The 18,303-nt window shown below is 41.8% G+C and carries 19 protein-coding genes; 14 read left to right on the forward strand and 5 right to left on the reverse strand.

Annotated elements, in window-relative coordinates:
- Positions 1-38 precede the first annotated feature (38 nt).
- Positions 39-551, reverse strand: a complete 513-nt coding sequence (locus TES1_RS00895; RefSeq protein WP_042679379.1) for a metallophosphoesterase — start codon at positions 549-551, stop codon at positions 39-41.
- Positions 552-674: 123 nt separating this feature from the next.
- Between TES1_RS00895 and TES1_RS00900 the strand changes: the two genes are divergently transcribed.
- From TES1_RS00900 to TES1_RS00945, 10 genes are all read left to right on the forward strand, one after another.
- Positions 675-1,169, forward strand: coding sequence for a Gins 23 protein (locus TES1_RS00900; protein ID WP_042679381.1), 495 nt, complete (start codon positions 675-677; stop codon positions 1,167-1,169).
- Complete coding sequence (locus tag TES1_RS10780) at positions 1,169-6,154, forward strand: LAGLIDADG family homing endonuclease (RefSeq protein ID WP_084340003.1); 4,986 nt, start codon at positions 1,169-1,171, stop codon at positions 6,152-6,154. Before TES1_RS00900 ends, TES1_RS10780 begins: the two co-directional genes overlap by 1 nt.
- 45 nt (positions 6,155-6,199) lie before the next feature.
- Positions 6,200-6,628 carry a translation initiation factor IF-2 subunit beta gene (locus TES1_RS00910; protein ID WP_042679383.1) on the forward strand — a complete coding sequence of 143 codons (429 nt, stop codon included), beginning with the start codon at positions 6,200-6,202 and terminating at the stop codon, positions 6,626-6,628.
- Between the two features lie 215 nt (positions 6,629-6,843).
- The gene (locus TES1_RS00915) at positions 6,844-8,412 is read left to right on the forward strand and encodes a carboxyl transferase domain-containing protein (RefSeq protein WP_042679386.1); all 1,569 of its coding nucleotides are present in this window, start codon (positions 6,844-6,846) and stop codon (positions 8,410-8,412) included.
- A gap of 10 nt (positions 8,413-8,422) precedes the next feature.
- Positions 8,423-8,803: an OadG family protein gene (locus TES1_RS00920; protein WP_042679389.1), complete on the forward strand. Its 381-nt coding sequence runs from the start codon at positions 8,423-8,425 to the stop codon at positions 8,801-8,803.
- A gap of 2 nt (positions 8,804-8,805) precedes the next feature.
- Positions 8,806-9,285, forward strand: a complete 480-nt coding sequence (locus tag TES1_RS00925) for an acetyl-CoA carboxylase biotin carboxyl carrier protein subunit (RefSeq protein WP_042679390.1) — start codon at positions 8,806-8,808, stop codon at positions 9,283-9,285.
- 5 nt (positions 9,286-9,290) lie between these two features.
- Positions 9,291-10,415, forward strand: a complete 1,125-nt coding sequence (locus TES1_RS00930) for a sodium ion-translocating decarboxylase subunit beta (protein ID WP_042679392.1) — start codon at positions 9,291-9,293, stop codon at positions 10,413-10,415.
- A 119-nt stretch (positions 10,416-10,534) separates the two neighbouring features.
- A complete protein-coding gene (locus TES1_RS00935; RefSeq protein WP_042679394.1) occupies positions 10,535-11,383 on the forward strand; it encodes a CBS domain-containing protein in 849 nt (282 codons plus the stop codon).
- Positions 11,380-12,381 (forward strand): homoserine dehydrogenase, encoded by a 1,002-nt coding sequence (locus tag TES1_RS00940; protein ID WP_042679396.1) that lies wholly within the window; start codon positions 11,380-11,382, stop codon positions 12,379-12,381. Before TES1_RS00935 ends, TES1_RS00940 begins: the two co-directional genes overlap by 4 nt.
- A 45-nt stretch (positions 12,382-12,426) precedes the next feature.
- The gene (locus tag TES1_RS00945; protein WP_042679398.1) at positions 12,427-12,954 is read left to right on the forward strand and encodes an ASCH domain-containing protein; all 528 of its coding nucleotides are present in this window, start codon (positions 12,427-12,429) and stop codon (positions 12,952-12,954) included.
- On the opposite strand, the gene TES1_RS00950 is transcribed toward TES1_RS00945, so the two are convergent.
- From TES1_RS00950 to TES1_RS00965, 4 genes are all read right to left on the reverse strand, one after another.
- Positions 12,947-13,576, reverse strand: coding sequence for a ZPR1 zinc finger domain-containing protein (locus tag TES1_RS00950; RefSeq protein ID WP_042679400.1), 630 nt, complete (start codon positions 13,574-13,576; stop codon positions 12,947-12,949). The genes TES1_RS00945 and TES1_RS00950 overlap by 8 nt on opposite strands.
- Positions 13,577-13,641: 65 nt before the next feature.
- Positions 13,642-14,043: a cell division protein SepF gene (gene sepF / locus TES1_RS00955; protein ID WP_042679403.1), complete on the reverse strand. Its 402-nt coding sequence runs from the start codon at positions 14,041-14,043 to the stop codon at positions 13,642-13,644.
- A gap of 51 nt (positions 14,044-14,094) precedes the next feature.
- Positions 14,095-14,883 carry a hypothetical protein gene (locus TES1_RS00960; protein WP_042679405.1) on the reverse strand — a complete coding sequence of 263 codons (789 nt, stop codon included), beginning with the start codon at positions 14,881-14,883 and terminating at the stop codon, positions 14,095-14,097.
- A complete protein-coding gene (locus tag TES1_RS00965; protein WP_042679406.1) occupies positions 14,843-15,313 on the reverse strand; it encodes a hypothetical protein in 471 nt (156 codons plus the stop codon). The genes TES1_RS00960 and TES1_RS00965 overlap by 41 nt, the downstream gene beginning before the upstream one ends.
- 120 nt (positions 15,314-15,433) lie before the next feature.
- On the opposite strand from TES1_RS00965, the gene TES1_RS00970 reads away from it, so the two are divergent.
- The 4 genes from TES1_RS00970 to TES1_RS00985 are packed head-to-tail and all read left to right on the forward strand — an operon-like array spanning position 15,434 to position 18,297.
- Complete coding sequence (locus tag TES1_RS00970) at positions 15,434-16,210, forward strand: putative RNA uridine N3 methyltransferase (RefSeq protein ID WP_042679408.1); 777 nt, start codon at positions 15,434-15,436, stop codon at positions 16,208-16,210.
- 1 nt (position 16,211) lies between these two features.
- Positions 16,212-17,252 (forward strand): 50S ribosomal protein L3, encoded by a 1,041-nt coding sequence (locus tag TES1_RS00975; protein ID WP_042679410.1) that lies wholly within the window; start codon positions 16,212-16,214, stop codon positions 17,250-17,252.
- A gap of 10 nt (positions 17,253-17,262) precedes the next feature.
- Entirely contained in the window at positions 17,263-18,030 is a 768-nt protein-coding gene (gene rpl4p, locus TES1_RS00980; RefSeq protein WP_042679412.1) for a 50S ribosomal protein L4, read from the forward strand.
- 6 nt (positions 18,031-18,036) lie between these two features.
- Entirely contained in the window at positions 18,037-18,297 is a 261-nt protein-coding gene (locus TES1_RS00985; protein WP_042679414.1) for a 50S ribosomal protein L23, read from the forward strand.
- Positions 18,298-18,303: the final 6 nt, after the last annotated feature.

The raw sequence follows: 18,303 nt of genomic DNA on the forward strand, positions 1-18,303 counted from the left end.
TTTTTCTGTTTTGCTCCTAAAATTTATAGCGTTTTTCACTAAAGGCTCATGAAGCCAAGGGCCTCTTCTGTGTCCAAATTGATTATCTTGATTTCTCTCTTTTTTGTGTCAAGAAATGCAATGCTTTTAACTCCAGTGAGATATCCACATACTTCTCCGGGATTTACAAGTATGCTCCGTCCTGTTTCTCTGATTTCATATTTGTGAGTGTGCCCCCTTACTATCACATCATACAGTTGACTTCTTGCAAAAGCCTCAACTATTTTTTCATTTGTTCCATGAAGAACTATGATTTTCATTCCATCTGCATTAATTTCAAGTATTTCCTCTGAGATTCCTAGGGCCTTACTTAGGCCTTTTCTCTCTCCATCGTTATTCCCAAAAACTCCTTTTAATGGTGCTTTTAGTTTTGAGAGTTCTCTTTTAACGAAGGGGGCTACATAATCTCCTGCATGAATTACCAAATCAACCTTTTCCCTATTAAAAAGCTCAACAGCTTTCGCTATAGCAGGTAGATTGTCATGAGTATCGCTCATTATCCCAATTAACATGATTACCACCTTAGTCCTATTTTTCTTCAGGGTTTATAGAGTTTCCTGTGACAATGCTGTTTATGTGGGAAAGTTTAAGAAATCTTAACATCCACATAGTAGATGACACAATAGGTGATGCTCATGCTCACGGGTAGGGCTCTAGTTGCCGTAAAGTTGCTCAAACCTTTTGGTGATTGGAAAGCTGGAGATATGGTGTTAATTGAAGACTGGAAGGCTAAAGAACTATGGGAAAGTGGAGTAGTTGAGATAATAGACGAATCCGATAAAGTGATTATTGAACTTGAAAAAGCCATCACAGAAGAGAGAGAAAATAAACCATTAGCAGATATCGATGAATCCTTATATGAACGTGCAGAATTCTATATTTACTACCTCTCAAAACTCCTTCAAGATGGTCAGTCTTTACCTCCAGAGTCTTTAAAGGCTTATTTAGCTAAACTAAGCAATCTTAAAGAAAAATACGAAGAATTAAAAACTATACGATTTGGGAAGATTTTAAAAACTGTGATGTTGAGACCAAATAGCCTTGAGGTGTTATCAAAACTAGCCCCTGAGGAGAGAGAAATCTATCTTCAAATGTCGAAAATTAGAATCAAGTGGCTTGGTGAGGGCTAATGGATAAAGAGGAAATGATTAAAGGGTTCCTTGAGTTTTTTAATAGCTACTCTGATGAGAGAGGTAATAAAGTATACCTAAATAAGATAAAAGACTTATTAACAATTATCCCCAAGCGTTCACTTTCAATAAATTGGGCACATCTTAACTCTTTTAATCCGGAGTTAGCCAAATGCCTCATAAACAATCCCGAAGAGGTTATTTTAGCAGCTGAGGATGCTATCAGGACTATTCTTCAAGAAAAATTTATGGAAGAGGATTTGCATATCCATGCACGCTTTTACAACTTGCCGAAAACTCTTCTAGTTAAGGAACTGGGTAGTGAACACATAAACAAGCTCATTCAAGTTGAGGGGATTATTACTAGAATGAGTGAGGTCAAGCCGTATGTATCTAAGGCTGTTTTTGTGTGTAAGGACTGTGGAAATGAGATGATTCGTCTGCAAAAACCTTTTGCTTCCTTAATTAAGCCCACTAGGTGTGATCAGTGTGGAAGTAAAAACATTGAGCTCGATGTTGATAAGAGCAATTTCATCAATCTGCAGACATTTAGACTGCAAGATAGACCTGAAAGCTTGAAAGGTGGACAAATGCCTCGCTTCGTTGATGCAATTCTATTGGACGATTTAGTTGACTCTGCTTTGCCGGGTGATAGGGTTATAATAACTGGCATTTTAAGGGTGATTTTGGAGCAGAGAGAAAAGAAGCCGATTTTTAAAAAGATACTTGAGGTCAACCATATAGAGCAGATAAGCAAAGAGATAGAGGAACTTGAGATTACGCCAGAGGATGAGCAGAAGATTAGAGAATTAGCTAAGAGAAAGGACATAGTTGATGCAATTGTAGATTCAATAGCTCCTGCCATATACGGCTATAAAGAAGTCAAGAAAGGAATAGCATTAGCTCTTTTTGGTGGTGTTACGAGGCAGTTGCCTGATGGTACTAAGTTGAGAGGTGAGAGCCACGTTCTGCTTGTTGGAGATCCTGGTGTGGCAAAGTGTGTTGATTATGATACAAAGATAGTTCTATCTGATGGTAGCTTAGCAAAGATTGGGGATATTGTTGAAGAGGCTATAAGAAAAGCAGAAGTCTCTGGAACACTCGGTAAAGTAAATGATGGTGTTTATGCACCAATTAATTTAGAGCTGTATGCATTGGACGCCAAAACTCTCAAAATTAGAAAAGTTAAGGCAAACATAGCTTGGAAGAGAATGGCACCTGAAAAGATGTACAAGATAAGAACAAAGAGTGGAAGGGAAATTAAGGTAACTCCGACTCATCCATTCTTTATCTTTGAAGAAGGACAGTTCAAGACAAGAAAAGCAGAGGAGCTTAAAGTTGGTGATTTAATTGCAGTCCCACGCGAGATTAAGGTAAATGGGAAGCCTGTTAAATTAAGTGGAATTCAAATTAGAGAGTCCAAGGCAAACAATGGTGTCCATCTTAAGCTCCCTGAGTTCGCTGATGAGGAGTTTTGGTATGTTATTGGATTGCTTGTTGGAGAAGGGTATGCTCAAAATCGTGATGGAAGTGCTACCGTCTACTTTACCAATGATGACAGCACATTAATATTAACGGTTTATAACTACCTTAGAAAACTCGGTCTTAATCCAACTATAAGGAACTCTCACAAAGGAAAGAGTGCTAAGGAAGTCTATGTATGTAGCATAGAGTTCTACAGCCTATTGGAGGCTTTGGGAATAGCAACAAAGTCAGCTGAAAAGGTTGTTCCACCTCAGCTGTTTGGTGCGAGGCTATCGGATATAGTTGCATTTCTTAGGGGTTACTTTGATGCTGAAGGGACTGTAGACAGGAAGAGGCCAAAGATTACTGTAGTTTCAGCGTCAAAAGAACTTATCAAAGGGATTCAGCATCTTCTCTTAAGATTGGGTGTGAAATCTCAGCTTCATGCTACTAAAGCAAGAGCCACAAATGGCAAAATGAAAGAGACAAAAACTTATTATCGCTTGTTCATAACTGGTGAGGATGTAATTAAGTTTGCTAAAAATATTGGCTTTAGCATTGAAAGAAAGAAGGAGTTATTAGAGTCTGTTATAGCAGTTGACTTTAACACGAATACTGACATTATTCCGGGAGTGGGGAGTCTATTAAAAGAAATCCGTCTCGAGCTTGGACTTAGGCAGAAAGATATGGGAATAAATCGTTCAACTTATCTTCACTATGAGAGGAATGACAGACGGCCAAGTAGGGAAAAGTTAAAGAAAATAGTTGAAACCCTAAAGCATTATCAGAATGAAAAAGTTGCTGATAAAGTAACATTGCTTGATCTTCTTGCTAATTCGGATATTTACTGGGATGAGATTGAAGCAATTGAGGAATATGCTCCTGAACATCCATGGGTATATGACCTTCAAGTTCCCGAGCATCACAACTTTATCGCAAACGATTTCTTTGTCCATAACAGCCAAATTTTACGCTATGTTGCTAATCTAGCTCCGAGAGCGATCTATACGAGTGGTAAGTCAAGTTCGGCAGCCGGTCTTACGGCCGCAGCTGTGAGAGATGAGTTCACGGGCTCTTGGGTTCTTGAAGCGGGTGTTTTGGTGCTGGCAGATGGTGGTTTCGCACTAATTGACGAGTTCGACAAGATGAGCGATAGGGATAGGAGTGCCATACATGAAGCGCTTGAGCAACAGAGCTATCATAGGGATTTCGAACTTCTCCTTGCTGACGGTAGAAAGGTGAAGATTGGTGAATTTGTAGATAAACTCATTGAGAAGAACCGTGACAGGGTTATTATTGGAAAGGATACAGAAATTCTTCCTATTGATGATATTTACCTGCTCGCCTATGATCTTAAGAGAAAGGAAGTCATAAAAGTCAAAGCCGACCGTGTGAGCAGACATAAAGCACCTGACTACTTCATCAAGCTCCGCTTTTCTAATGGACGAGAGATTGTTGTAACTCCAGAACATCCAATAATGGTTTGGGAGAAGGGTAAGATAAAGGAAAAGCCAGCAGAGAAAGTTAGAGAAGGTGATATTGCACTGGGCGTTAGAAACTATACACTTAATGCTAATGTCCAAATTGACGAGGACACGGCAAAGTTCCTTGGCTTCCTGCTCTCTGAGGGCTTCACCTATGCCAATCCTGACAACGGTTATTATGAGATAGGTTTCACAAATACGGATGAGAAACTTGTCGAGGAGTTCAAGTCTATCCTTGAGAAACTTGGCATGAAATACAACATCCACATCAGAGAGAGGCCTGGAGAGAAGAAGCTTTACACAGTGAGGGTTATCTCCAAGGAGTTCTACAGTAAGCTAAGAAAAGAGTTCCCAGAAGCTTTTCCTGAGAAGAGGGGAGAAAGACCAGCACGCAGAAAGAGAGTTCCTGCAAAGATAGTTGGAGCAAATGAAAAGGTTAAACGTGCCTTCCTTAATGCATTCTTTAAGGGGGATGGCTTCGTTGATAAATATCGCGTTGGATTGAGTACGTCTTCAAAATTAATGGCTGAAGATCTGCAGGATGTGCTCCTTAGTCTTGGAATATACTCTTATATCTTCGAGGAGAGGCGTGGAGATAAGCTTTACTACAAGGTCATAATCAGTGGTACTGAGGATATGAAGCGCTTTGCGGAAATAGTAAATGATGATCCAAAGATTGAGAAGATTAAAAAGCTCATTGAAACCTCTAAGAATAAGAGGAATTATCGTGATGTAATCCCGAGAGAGATTCTTAAAGAGCTTAGAGATATTCTGAATGTTCTTCACATCAACGATGGTAGTCTGACAACCAATATAAGACGTGGCTACAACGCTAACAGGCTCACAGCTCTTGACTACATCAGGAAAGCTGAGAAAACGATCGAGAGGTTGAAAAAAGCGTGTGAAAATAGGGACGTGAAAATGCTCAGAAAGCTTGTCAGCGTAAAAGAACTCTCTGAAAAACTCGGTGTTTCATATTCCACTCTGCTCTATAGACTCAAGCATGGACATGAGGGTAGCGTTAGAGTGCTTATCGAAGAGGCAAGAAAAAGACTTGAAGACGTTGAAAGTGATCTCAGCAAGATAAAGCCGCTAATAGAGGGTAACATCCGCTTTCTCAGAGTTGTGAAAGCTGAGAGGGTACCGAACACAGATTCGAAATGGGTTTACGATGTTACAGTTGAGCCATATCACCTCTTTATTTCCCATGGACTAATTTTACACAATACGATCAGCATCTCAAAAGCGGGCATTACAGCAACTTTAAACGCAAGAACAACAGTTATTGCCGCTGCAAATCCAAAACATGGAAGGTTCAACAAGATGAAGCCTCTTCCGGAGCAGCTTGATTTACCACCAACTCTGCTCAGCAGATTTGATCTCATATTTGTCCTCATAGATGAGCCTAATGAAAAGCTTGATTCTGAAATTGCATCCCACATTTTGAAAGTTAGAAAAGGAGAAGCTGAAGCTATAACTCCAAAGATTCCGTATGATTTGCTCAAAAAATACATAGCTTATGCAAGGAAGAATATCCATCCCGTTCTCAGCAAGGAAGCCATGGATGAAATTCTCCACTATTATGTTAAGATGAGAAAGGGTCTTAAAAAGACTACCGAGAGTGAAGGTGTAAAGCCAATTCCAATAACTGCCAGACAGCTTGAAGCATTGATAAGACTTAGCGAAGCACATGCAAGGATGCGTTTGAGTGAGGTAGTTACAAGAGAAGATGCAAGAGAAGCGATAAAGCTTGTGGAATATGCCTTAAGGCAGATAGCTGTTGATGAAGAGGGCGTCATGGATATTTCAATCCTTGAAGTTGGAAAGTCTGCGAGGAAGATAAACAAGGTTGATAAACTGTTGGAAATAATTGAGGCTCTTCAAGATCAATCAGAATACGGTGCTCCAATAGATGACATAATCAAGGAGGCTATGAGAGCGGGAATTGACAAGAAAGAAGTTAGAAGGCTTATTGAAGATCTTAAAGCTAGTTCAAGGATTTATGAACCAAGGAACGGGTACTATAAAATACTGTGAAAAGGTTATAAAGGGGAATGAATAGCTTCCTACGGAGGTGTTAATATGGGAGAGAAGTATGACTATTACGATTATGAGAAACTTTTAGAGAAAGCTTACGATGAATTACCGGAGAATGTTAAGCAACATACGTCAAGATTTGAAGTACCAGTTGCCATAGTTACAATTGAGGGTAACAAGACGATCATAGAAAACTTTAGGGACATAGCAGAGGCTATGAACAGAGATCCAAATCACCTGCTTAAGTTCATTCTGAGAGAAGTTGCTACTGCTGGAACTCTCGAAGGTAGAAGAGTTGTTCTTCAGGGTAGGTTTACCCCATACCTTATAGCAAATAAGATGAAGAAGTACCTCAAGGAATACGTCATCTGTCCAGTGTGTGGCTCACCAGATACAAAGATTACCAAGAAGGGTAGATTCCACTATCTCAAGTGTGAAGCATGTGGTGCAGAAACGCCAATTGCTCACCTGTGATGTACTTCATAGAATTCTTTATCTTTCATATTTCCTCTGCTATCCTTTTTTCTTCAGCTTTGTTCATTGAGTTTACAAAATTAATTATGATGACTTGAATTTTGATTACCTAATTCTGGCTGGCTTTCCTTATTAAGCTCTTATTTTGCAAGTATAAAAACCCTTTTAAACTTTACAAACTACAAATTTTAGACTAATGCTAATGGGGGATTTCTATGAGCATGGAAGAGAAGGTGAATGAACTATATGAAAAGAAGGAGAAAATCCTGCAAATGGGAGGGGAGGCTAAGATTCAGAAGCAGCATGAAAAGGGCAAACTTACTGCAAGAGAGAGGATTGAAAAACTCCTTGATCCAGGAAGCTTTGTTGAGATTGGAATGTTTGTCAAGCATAGAAACACTGAATTTGGCCTCGACAAGATGGAATTACCAGCTGACGGAGTAGTAACAGGCTATGGAACAATAGACGGTAGATTGGTTTTCGTGTACGCTCAAGACTTCACAGTGATGGGTGGGTCATTGGGAGAAATGCATGCAATGAAAATTAAGCGTGTAATGGAATTAGCACTAGAAGCAGGCGCTCCAATCATTGGACTCAACGATTCTGGAGGAGCAAGGATCCAAGAGGGTGTGGATTCACTCAAGGGTTATGGTGAAATCTTCAAAATGAACACAATTTTGAGTGGTGTTGTCCCACAAATTACTGCAATCATGGGGCCCTGTGCTGGAGGTGCAGTCTACAGCCCAGCAATTGGCGACTTCATACTTATGGTCGACAATCCGGCAACATTCATGTTCATCACCGGTCCCCAAGTGGTTAAGGCCGTCACTGGTGTTGAAGTCTCATCAACCCAATTGGGTGGTGCAATGGTTCATGCTCAAAAAAGCGGACAGGCTCACTTAATCGGCAAAAGTGACGAAGAAGTCCTCATGCTCATTAGAAGATTGTTAAGCTATTTGCCGTCAAACAACATGGAGAAGCCTCCGAGGGTTAAGACAAACGACCCACCATTTAGAAAGAGTGACAAGCTTTATGAGATTGTTCCAGATGACCCGAACAAGGGTTATGATGTTAGACAAGTGATTTATGAAATCGTTGATAGAGATGCAAACGGAAACCCGGACTTCCTCGAAATACTTCCTTACTTTGCTCCTAATGCTGTCGTTGGTTTTGGAAGAATGAACGGCCAGACAGTGGGTATAGTGGCAAATAATCCCATACACTTGGCTGGTGTTCTCGATATTGACAGCTCAGACAAAATAGCAAGATTTGTCAGAACTTGTGATGCATTTAATATTCCAATTGTAACTTTAGTTGATGTTCCAGGTTATCTGCCTGGAGTTCAGCAAGAGTACGGAGGAATAATTAGACACGGAGCAAAAGTCCTCTACGCTTATGCAGAGGCTACAGTCCCAATGGTTACTGTTATCCTAAGAAAGGCTTATGGTGGGGCTTACTTGGCTATGGGTTCAAAGCACCTTGGAGCGGATTTTGTCTTTGCTTGGCCAACAGCAGAGATTGCAGTTATGGGTCCAGAGGGGGCCGCAAACATAATCTTCAGGAAGGAAATTGCTAAGGCTGAGAATCCAGAAGAGTTTAGACAGCAGAAGATCAAGGAGTATAGGGAGAGGTTTGCCAACCCATACGTTGCAGCCTCAAGAGGTTACATTGATGACGTTATTGATCCGGCAGAGACGAGAGGAAAGATTATCATGGCTCTTGAGGCTTTAGAGAGCAAGCGTGTTAAGTTGCCACCAAAGAAGCATGGAAACATTCCACTGTGAGGTGTCTAATATGATCACAATGCAAGCATTCCTAGAAGGGCTTTACATAACAATCCTAGGTGTTACAGTAGTTTTTGCTGTTTTAACAATTTTAGCACTGGCAATGTATGGGATTGGTTACTTGGAGAGGCGTTTGCTTGAAAGAGAGGCACCAAAGGAAGCACCTGTGGCAGAGGTTAAGGAAGAAGCCAAGGCTGAGGAGAAGCCCAAGATTGAACCTAAAAAGCTTGCTGTTATCACAGCTGCAATTTTAGCTTATATCGCTGAGAAAAATGCTCAGCTCAGACCTGTTCCGTTTAAGCGGAAACCTTCTGATGCTTGGCGTTTATATGGTATTCAGACTCAAATGGAGGAAGTTGAGGATTTCAATTATGAGTTAGGGAAGTGGTGAAGATGAAGGGCAAAGTTAAGGTCACTGTCGATGGTATCCCTTATGAAGTTGAAGTGGAGGAACTCGGCTTGGGTAAGTTCAGAGTATCATTTGAGGGAGAAAGCTATGAAGTTGAAGCTAAAGATCTAGGAATTCCTTTAAGTGCTATGGAGATACCGGCTCAAGTGCAAGCTCCCTCAGCACCTGCACCAGCTCCTTCTGCGCCTTCAGTGGCTCCGGTACAGGCTTCGTCTGTGTCTTCAACTTCGTCGTCAGTTTCTGCAGTGGGTGGGGGTGTTGTTTCTGCGCCTATGCCGGGTAAGGTTTTGAGGATTCTTGTTAGTGAGGGGGATCAAGTGAAGGTTGGTCAGGGGTTGCTAGTGTTGGAGGCTATGAAAATGGAGAATGAAATCCCAGCACCAAAAGACGGCATCGTAAAGAAAATCCTCGTAAAAGAAGGCGACACTGTCGACACAGGACAACCACTAATAGAACTCGGGTGAGGGATATGGGATTAGAGCAGGCGATAATTGACTTCTTTGCTCACATGGGTCTGCTTAACTTAACAGTCGGTAACCTGATTATGATACTTGTTGGACTTACACTTGTCTATTTGGCAGTAGTTAAAGAAATGGAACCTTTGCTGTTGCTTCCCATTGGTATAAGTGCTGTACTTGTGAATTTGCCATTTACTGGAATAGCTGATCCTCCCCATGGTTTGTTTTATTTGATTCATCACTATCTTATTAGCACGGAGATAGTCCCTCTGTTGATATTCTTCGGTCTTGGGGCGATGACAGACTTCGGACCTATGATAGCTGATCCCAAAACCGCATTACTCGGTGCAGCTGCTCAGATTGGTGTTTTCATCGCAATGCTCACAGCAGTTGCCTTAGGTTTTACTCTTCCAGAGGCAGCGTCAATTGGTATTATTGGTGGTGCTGATGGACCTACAACGATTTATTTAACAACAAAATTAGCTCCCCACCTGCTCGGGGCAACAGCAGTTGCAGCTTACAGTTACATGAGTCTCGTCCCATTGATTCAGCCGCCAGTTATTAAGGCATTGACAACTCCAGAAGAGAGAAGAATTAGGATGGAACAGCTAAGACCAGTCTCGAAGCGTGAAAAGATCCTCTTCCCAATCGCTTCAATGCTAATCATTGGTTTGCTAGTCCCTTCAGCAGCTCCGCTAATTGGTATGCTCATGATTGGCAACCTCTTCAGGGAGAGCGGTGTTGTTGAGAGACTCAGCAAGGCAGCGAGAGAAGAGCTTATGAACATTGTTACAATCTTCCTTGGACTTGGTGTTGGTTCAACAATGAGAGCGGAGTACTTCCTAACGATGAAAACTTTAATGATCCTTGCTTTGGGTGTCGTTGCATTTGCAACAGCAACAGCTGGTGGTGTTCTCTTAGGAAAGCTCATGATGAAGCTCAGTGGAGGAAGAATCAACCCAATGATAGGGGCAGCTGGAGTTTCAGCAGTTCCTATGAGCGCAAGAGTTGTTCAAAAGCTGGCAGCCGAAGAAGACCCAGGAAACTTCATCTTAATGCACGCAATGGGTCCAAACGTTGCTGGGGTTATAGGTACAGCAGTTGCTGCTGGAGTTCTGCTCTCAGCTCTTGGTTGATTTCTTTCTTCCCTTATATATTTACCAAATTTCGAAAATAATTCAGCTTAATTTTTGGCAATCTGTCAATGAAAAGTTTAAATAGTAGGAAGGCATTTTAGTTAAGACCGGTGGTGAAAGTGAAAGTTAAAAGCATAATGACACCAGATCCTGTAGTTATTGAGCTTCCAGCTACGAGGAGTTATGCTCTTGAACTCTTTAAAAAGCACAATGTTAGGTCTTTTCCCGTTGTTAGGAGAGGGACTAAGGAATTGGTTGGTATTGTAAGCATTAAAAGGGTTCTTGTAAATCCTGACGAAGATCAACTAGCAATGCTTGTGAAAAGGAATGTTCCTGTAGTTAAGCCTGCTGATGACCTAAAGAAAGCTGTCCGTTTAATGCTTGAGTATGACTATAGGCGAGTGATTGTTGTTGATGATGAAGGTAAAGTTGTCGGAATTCTCACAGTTGGTGACATTATTAGGAGATATCTGGCAAAGAATGAAAAGTACAAAGATGTTGAAATTGAGCCTTACTACCAGAGATATGTGAGTGTTGTATGGAAGGGTACTCCATTAAAAGCTGCTTTAAAAGCGTTACTTTTGTGCAATGCAATGGCAATCCCGGTAATTGATGATGATGGGAACCTAATTGGAATAGTTGATGAGACAGATTTGCTTAAGGATAGCGAAGTTGTCAGAGTTATGAAGAGTTCTGCTTTAGCGGTCTCAAGCGAAGAGGAGTGGATTCTTGAAAGTAATCCAATTCTGCTCTTTGAAAAGGCTGAACTCCAGTTGCCTAAGAAGCCTGTTGAGGAAATAATGACAAAGAACCCGATAATTGCAACACCTCATATGAGCGTTTACGATGTAGCAAACAAAATGGCCAAATACAGGATTGAACAGCTTCCAGTCATTAAGGGGGAAGGAGACCTTGTGGGGTTAATCAGAGATATGGACTTAATAAAGGTCATTGTGAACAGAAAATGACCGAGGTTTTCCTTTCTTTTATAGGTTTTGGAAACGTGGGCAGGGGAGTTGCAAGAGTCCTTCTAGAAAAAGCAGAGCAATTTAGAATAAAATATGGTCTAAAGTTTAGAGTTGTCAGCATTTCCGATTCTAAAGCTACTATCTGGGAGGAGGGTGGAATAGATTTAAGAGAGGCGTTAATGGTTAAGGAAACTTTTGGAAGCTTGGACAGATGGGGGAATGACTATGAGGTCTATCAAATGTCCCCGATGGAAGTTGTGAAGGAAGTTGAGAGTGACGTTGTTGTTGATGTAACCAATGATGTGAACGCGTGGAAATGGCATATGGAGGCTTTCAGACATGGCAGGCATGTTGTTACTTCAAACAAACCTCCTTTGGTTTTCCATTTCATGGAGCTTACCCAGGAGGCCTACATGAGAAGAGTGAATTACAGATTTGAGGCAACTGTGATGGCTGGAACGCCGATAATAACCCTTTTACAAGAAAGCCTCTTAGGAGATGAAATTTTGAGCATTCAGGGAGTTTTAAATGGTACAACAACTTTTATTTTGAGCCAGATGGAGAGAGGACTTAGCTTTGAAGATGCATTGAAGAAGGCTCAAGAGCTTGGAATAGCTGAGAGGGATTCGAGCACGGACATTAAGGGTATAGATGCTGCTTATAAAGCTGCAATTCTCCATAACGTTGCTTTCTATCCAATAAGCTTTGAGAAGTTAAGGATTAGAGGAATTGCCGAAATATCAATGGAAGATATAGAGAGGGCTAGGAGAGAAGGTAAGGCTATAAGGTTAGTTGCTGAGGTTAAGAAAGGTGAAGTTTCCGTTGAGCCGAAAACTGTTCCAAAGGATTCACCATTAGCTGTTTATGGAACACAAAATGTTGCAGTTATTGAAACGGACTTGTTGGGAAAGCTTGTAATCAAAGGTGGTGGTGCTGGAGTTAAGGAGACTGCTTCTGCTGTTGTGAATGATGTCATCAAAGCCGTGAGGAGAGAATAACCAAATCTTTATATTTCCATAGTTGAGCTTTTCTTCGGTGAGAGCATGGAGCATGTGATTGCACTCCATCAAGTGTATGGTGAGCTCATATTTAGAGGGTTAAAGTCTCACGAAATTAGACGTTCGAGAGTTTTTAATGAGGGAGATATTGTCTTCCTTTACATAGCGAGAGGAAATCTATTCACCCTTAAGAGAACACTTGAGAAACTTGGTTTAACTGAAGAACAGTTGCTGACTAAGAGGGGAACAATTGCGGGTGGCTTTGAGGTGGGGGAAGTTATAAAAGCTGATTTTGAAACCCTTTGGGAGCTCACAAAAGATACAAGCGGCTTAACCTTCGTTCACGGAGAGGAAAGGGGTAAGCAGTGGCTCAAAGAATACGTCAAAAATTACGGGTACGCTTTTGCCATCGAAAAGCCTTTTCTCTTCAAAGAGCCTATAAGCAGAGAAGAAATGAAGGAAAAGTACGGTGTTTTTGTGGAAGGGATTATTCATCTCTCAAGCAGGACGAGGCAACCCTGGGTTAAAGCTCTGCTTGAAGATTTAATGAGCAGAGAAGCCGTCTTCATTTAGCCTCTTTGTCTTCAAGTTTTTCTGGCTCAATGACTACATAAGGTCCTGTGCTGAGCTTTTTAATTTCTTCCTTTGTCAAAAGTCTGCTCTTGACTTTTTCACCAATTAAAGCGCTGTTTCCGAAGGGATCCATAATCTTAACGGTCAGCGACTTTTTGCCTTCCTTGACATCTTCAATATAATCTAAGAGCTCATCAATCTTCTTTACTGCTTCCTTGTCGTTTTCCTGCTCTTTAAAGTCCTTTGCCATCAAAAGGGTTTCCCTAACTCTCTCTAAAACTCCTTCAACATTGCTCACAAATCCCTGACTCGCTGGACCAGGTTCAATCTTTATGCCAAGTTCTTCCAATTCAATTGTTCCACTCTTGCTTCTCACGACTCTTGTAAACAGGTCTTTTTCCTCTTCAACCTTCACTGTGTATAACTTTGGCTCCTTCTCCTCTAATATCATAACATCTGCACTTCTGTAGCCGCATTTTTCGCAGATAATCGTTGATTCCATGACTTTGCCAAAATAAGGGATGTCATGAATATACTGAAGAGCCTTAAGTGTGTTTTTACTACCACAGATTGGACAGTCTCCCAATTTAATCTCTTGAATGGCAGGTTTTTCTTCACTCATGAGCATCACCAATAGGAAAAGCCAAAAAAGAGTTTATAAAGTCATAGTAGGGAAGGAGAGAAGAGTCAGCCCCTGTATATCTTGATGTCTGGTGGAGTTACTATAAGCTTAATTTCATATTTTGAAATCTTTGCAGCATCCCCACCAAGGGCATGAACCATGCCTTTTATTTGTTCGGCCACTTTTTCTAAAACTTCTGGCTTTGATTCAAGTGGTGTTAAATCTGCAATAACAATGTTCCCTTCTTGTATTTCCTCTGAGATTCTTTCTAAATCTGTGTAACTGGTGACAACGATTTTTTTAATGTATCTTATTTCAGGTTTTACAAGTTCTTTTGCAAGTTCATCTTCTTCAAGAGGGATAACATCAATATCGGCTATTGATCCACCTTCAACGTCTTTTCTAATAGGGTTTAGTGGATTCCTTTTTGGTTCCTCTTTCTTAATAATTTTGTCAAACAATCCCATTAGTTTTCCCTCCATGAACTTTAAGCTGAATTTATTTTTATGCATTGGTATTTATATTTCTTGTGGAAGATGACGAGGGGGAAAGAATTCCCCCTCTTCTCTCTGACTTCTCCCCCTTCTTTTAAGTTCTTTTTTCTGAATCAGCCTCAGCAGAGCAGAGTAGTAAGCAATTTTAAGAGCATTCTTTTCTATGTCTTGTTCTATGAGGGCATCGAGCCTGTGGATTATTTCTCCTTCAGCTTTCTTTAGGGCTTCCTCAGAATAGCCGGCAAATTTGAGTCCCATCATGATGGCAAGGACTTCCGGCGGAATGGTTTGAGATTTTGGCTTCTCATTTATCTTCTTCCCGCTGATCTCCGCCAAGAACTGCCGGAATTCTTCAAGTTCCGGCTCGATGTCGATGCCGTTTCTCTTGAGAATACCCACAGGATCGTCTACCTCATGAAGCGCCTTTCCAATTATCTTAAGGTTTGGATGATTGGGTTCTGGCCACATTTTGTCAATAATCTTGAATATCTTTGGCAGGCCCCTTTCGATCGCTTGTTTGAGTTTTTCCTCGTCAGCTATAGGAATCTCTTTACTAACATGGTTTATTACGAACTGTGCGATCATATCGGGATTTTCTTTGAGGCGATCGTAGCTCATATTCTGGTTCAAGAACAGGCTATCTAGTGCATCTCCAATGGCATGGCCTACGGATGGGTGATAAGTGCTCTCATGATTGGCGACCAAGAGTGCAAGGAACCCGTGAATGAGCGAATACCCCTTCAGCCGCGCATCCTCTTCCATTATGATGTAGTCAGAATATTTTTTTGCCGATGGAGTGTATTTTGTGTTCATTTATCTGCGTGTCGTATTCAGCGTCCATAAGTTTCTTTATCTTTTCTAGGTCGCCCTCCGGGTCTGTACGCGCGAGGAGCAGCAAATATCCTTTTTTTGGATACCCTGTGACTGAGTACTCGCTGGAGTATTCGAAATCTATTTTTGGGAAGTCCTTCTTGACTTCTCTCCTCTGCTTTTTCCGTTTTTTCTCCTTCTTTCCCCCGAATATGAACATGCCAGCCAAAGCGAAAAGCGACAAAGCCCACCACCCTTCAAACTTCACCCTCAAAAGAAATAAGCCTTTTCCTACTCCTTGACGGGGGTGAGGGGCGTAGCCCCCGATAGCTAAGAAAAAAGGAAGGGTGAGGGAAACATGGTTTCCCCAGTAATAAAGAGAGGGAGTAGGTAAGATAGGAGATGGAGAAGATTCTTTTCCCCTCTCCCGCATTGCAAAAATTTTTCACATCTCAAAGACAGAAAAAGGGTGGAAGGGTTCGAAAGTCTTTTAAATACTTTCCTTTTACTCCATCACAGCTTCCCTATGTGTATAAGTGAAGGATGAGCAAAAATGGCCCTACATATCTTTATTCCAGATTCGCTCCTTGAAGAAACACCCGACCCGAAGATAAGGACATACAAGGTTGGGCAGATAGCAAGGGCAGCTGCAATATTCGGCGTTGAGCACATATGGATTTACAAGGCTGGCGGCAAGGATGGAAAGTTCATAAAACTAATCCTTGAATATGCAGAAACTCCCCAATATCTCCGCAAAGCATTGTTTCCTATAAGGAAAGAACTCAAGTATGTTGGTGTAATCCCTCCCTTAAGAACTCCCCATCATAAGCTCAAGGGAAGACCCGCGCTGGGAGAGATTCGGGAAGGCATAATCATTAAAAAGGGAAAGAGGCTTTACGCAGACATTGGCCTTGACGAACTTGCTATCGTTGAAGGCTCTGGAGAAGGACGAATGACGTTCAAAATAGTCTCAGTAAAGCCTTTGAAAGTGGTTTCAGCAAAACCCGTTGAATACTGGGGATACAGAGTTCATCTCACGAACAAAACACTAGCAAAAACACTTAAAAAGGCAAGGCTTGACTTAGCAATCGCGACCTCACGTAAAGGTGAGGATGTAAGAAAAGTTAAACTCCCTCCGCTGGAGGGGGAGATTGGATTTGTGTTCGGGTCGCCGAGAAAGGGTGTGATGGAAATCCTGAGAGACTTCAATGAGGATTATCCCTTTGATTTAATCCTCAATACCATTCCAAATCAAAAGACGAAAACCGTTAGAACTGAAGAAGCCGTGTTGGCGACTTTGGCCGTGTTTAATTTCATAAGGAGGGATTGATATGGGTAAGATTAGCAAGCCAAGAAGAGGTTCATTGGCATATTCCCCAAGAAAAAGGGCTAAGAGCATAGTCCCTAGAATTAGAAAGTGGCCTCAGGAAGATGAGGTAAGGCTACTCGGATTTGCTGGCTACAAGGCAGGAATGACTCACATACTCATGATAGATGACAGACCAGGGCTTACAAAGGGCAAAGAGATATTCATGCCAGTTACAATAGTTGAAGCTCCACCAATGGTTGTCTTTGGAATCAGAGCATACAAGCAGGGTTATCTTGGCCTTGAAACAGCAACAGAGGTCTGGATTCCAAATCTCAATCCAGACCTGAAGAGAAGAATTAAGACACTTCCAAAGAACTATAATGAAGAGGCATTCCAGCAGAAGCTTGGCGAGCTTGAAGACCTAGTTAAGAGCGGTGAAATAGTTGAGGTTAGAGCTTTGGTTCACACTCAGCCAAGACTGATCAAGCTCAAGAAGAAGCCAGAAGTCATGGAGTACGCTGTTGGTGGAAAGAGTGTGGAAGAGAAGTTTGCCTATCTCAAGGAGAAGCTTGGAAAAGAAATCAGGGCAAAGGAGGTTCTCAAGGAGGGCGAGCTCTTAGACGTTATAGCTGTCACAAAGGGTAAGGGAACTCAAGGTCCAGTTAAGAGATGGGGAATCAAGGTTCAATTCCACAAGGCTCAGAGAGCTGGAAAAGGAAGACACGTTGGTAACTTAGGTCCATGGCACCCAGCAAGGGTTATGTGGACAGTTCCACAAGCCGGTCAGATGGGCTTCCACCACAGGACAGAGTTCAACAAGAGGTTGATCGCTATTGGTGAGAATGGAGCTCTCGAGCTTGATGGAAACAAGATTGAGATTACACCAAAGGGCGGCTTCCCACACTATGGAATCGTTAGGAGTGACTTCCTAATGATTGCAGGTTCAATCCCCGGTGCAATTAAGAGAATCATTAGAGTTAGACCAGCAATCAGACCACCAGCTAAGAAGCCACCTGTTGAGAGACCGCAGATTACATACATTAGTAGGGAATCAAAGCAATGAGGTGAGTTAGATGAAGGTTAAGGTGTTCTCACTCAACGGCGAGCCAATTGAAGAGATTGAGTTGCCCAAGGTATTTGAAACCCCATTCAGACCAGATTTGATTAGGAGAGCGGTCATTGCTTCATGGACACACAGAATTCAGCCTCAAGGTAGAGACCCCATGGCTGGTAAGAGAAGGGTCACAGAAAACATTGGTAAAGGTCACGGAATGGCAAGAGTTGAAAGAATAAAGACCGCTCCAAGGTTTGCTGCATTCGTTCCATTTGCAAGAGGCGGTAGAAGGGCTCACCCACCAAAGGTCGAGAAGATAATCTGGGAAGACATCAATAAGAAAGAGAAGAAGCTCGCTCTCATGAGTGCAATTGCAGCAACAGCAAACTATGATTTGGTCAGAGCGAGAGGTCACATAATTGACAACATTCCACAGATCCCACTCATCGTTGAGGATGAGCTCGAGAAGATAGGCAAGACAAGGGAAACAAGAGAGATATTCAAGAAACTTGGCATTTGGGACGACATTGAGAGAGCAAAGAAGAACACAAAGGTTAGAGCTGGGAAAGGTAAGATGAGAGGAAGGAGATACAAGAAGGCTAAGGGTCCACTAATCGTCGTTGCAAAGAACGAAGGAATACTCTTAGGCGCAAGGAACCACCCAGGTGTTGATGTTGTATTAGTTGACAACCTTGGAGTTGAGATGCTTGCTCCAGGTACACATCCCGGAAGGCTAACCGTGTGGACAAAAGGTGCAATTGAGAGATTAAGGGAGATTTACGGGTGATGAAAAATGGATCCGTACAAGGTTATTATCAGACCTGTCGTTACAGAAAAGGCAGTTTCATTGATTGAAAAAGAAAATAAGCTCACATTCATCGTTGACAGAAGAGCCACAAAGCAAGATATCAAGAAAGCCGTAGAGGAAATCTACAATGTTAAAGTTGAAAAAGTCAATACACTTATTACAATGAAAGGCGAGAAGAAGGCATATGTTAAGCTTAAGCCTGAGTACAATGCAAGTGAAATTGCTGCTAGAATAGGATTGTTCTGAGGTGGG

It is taken from the genome of Thermococcus paralvinellae (assembly GCF_000517445.1).
In the GTDB taxonomy this organism is placed as follows: Archaea; Methanobacteriota_B; Thermococci; order Thermococcales; family Thermococcaceae; genus Thermococcus_B; species Thermococcus_B paralvinellae.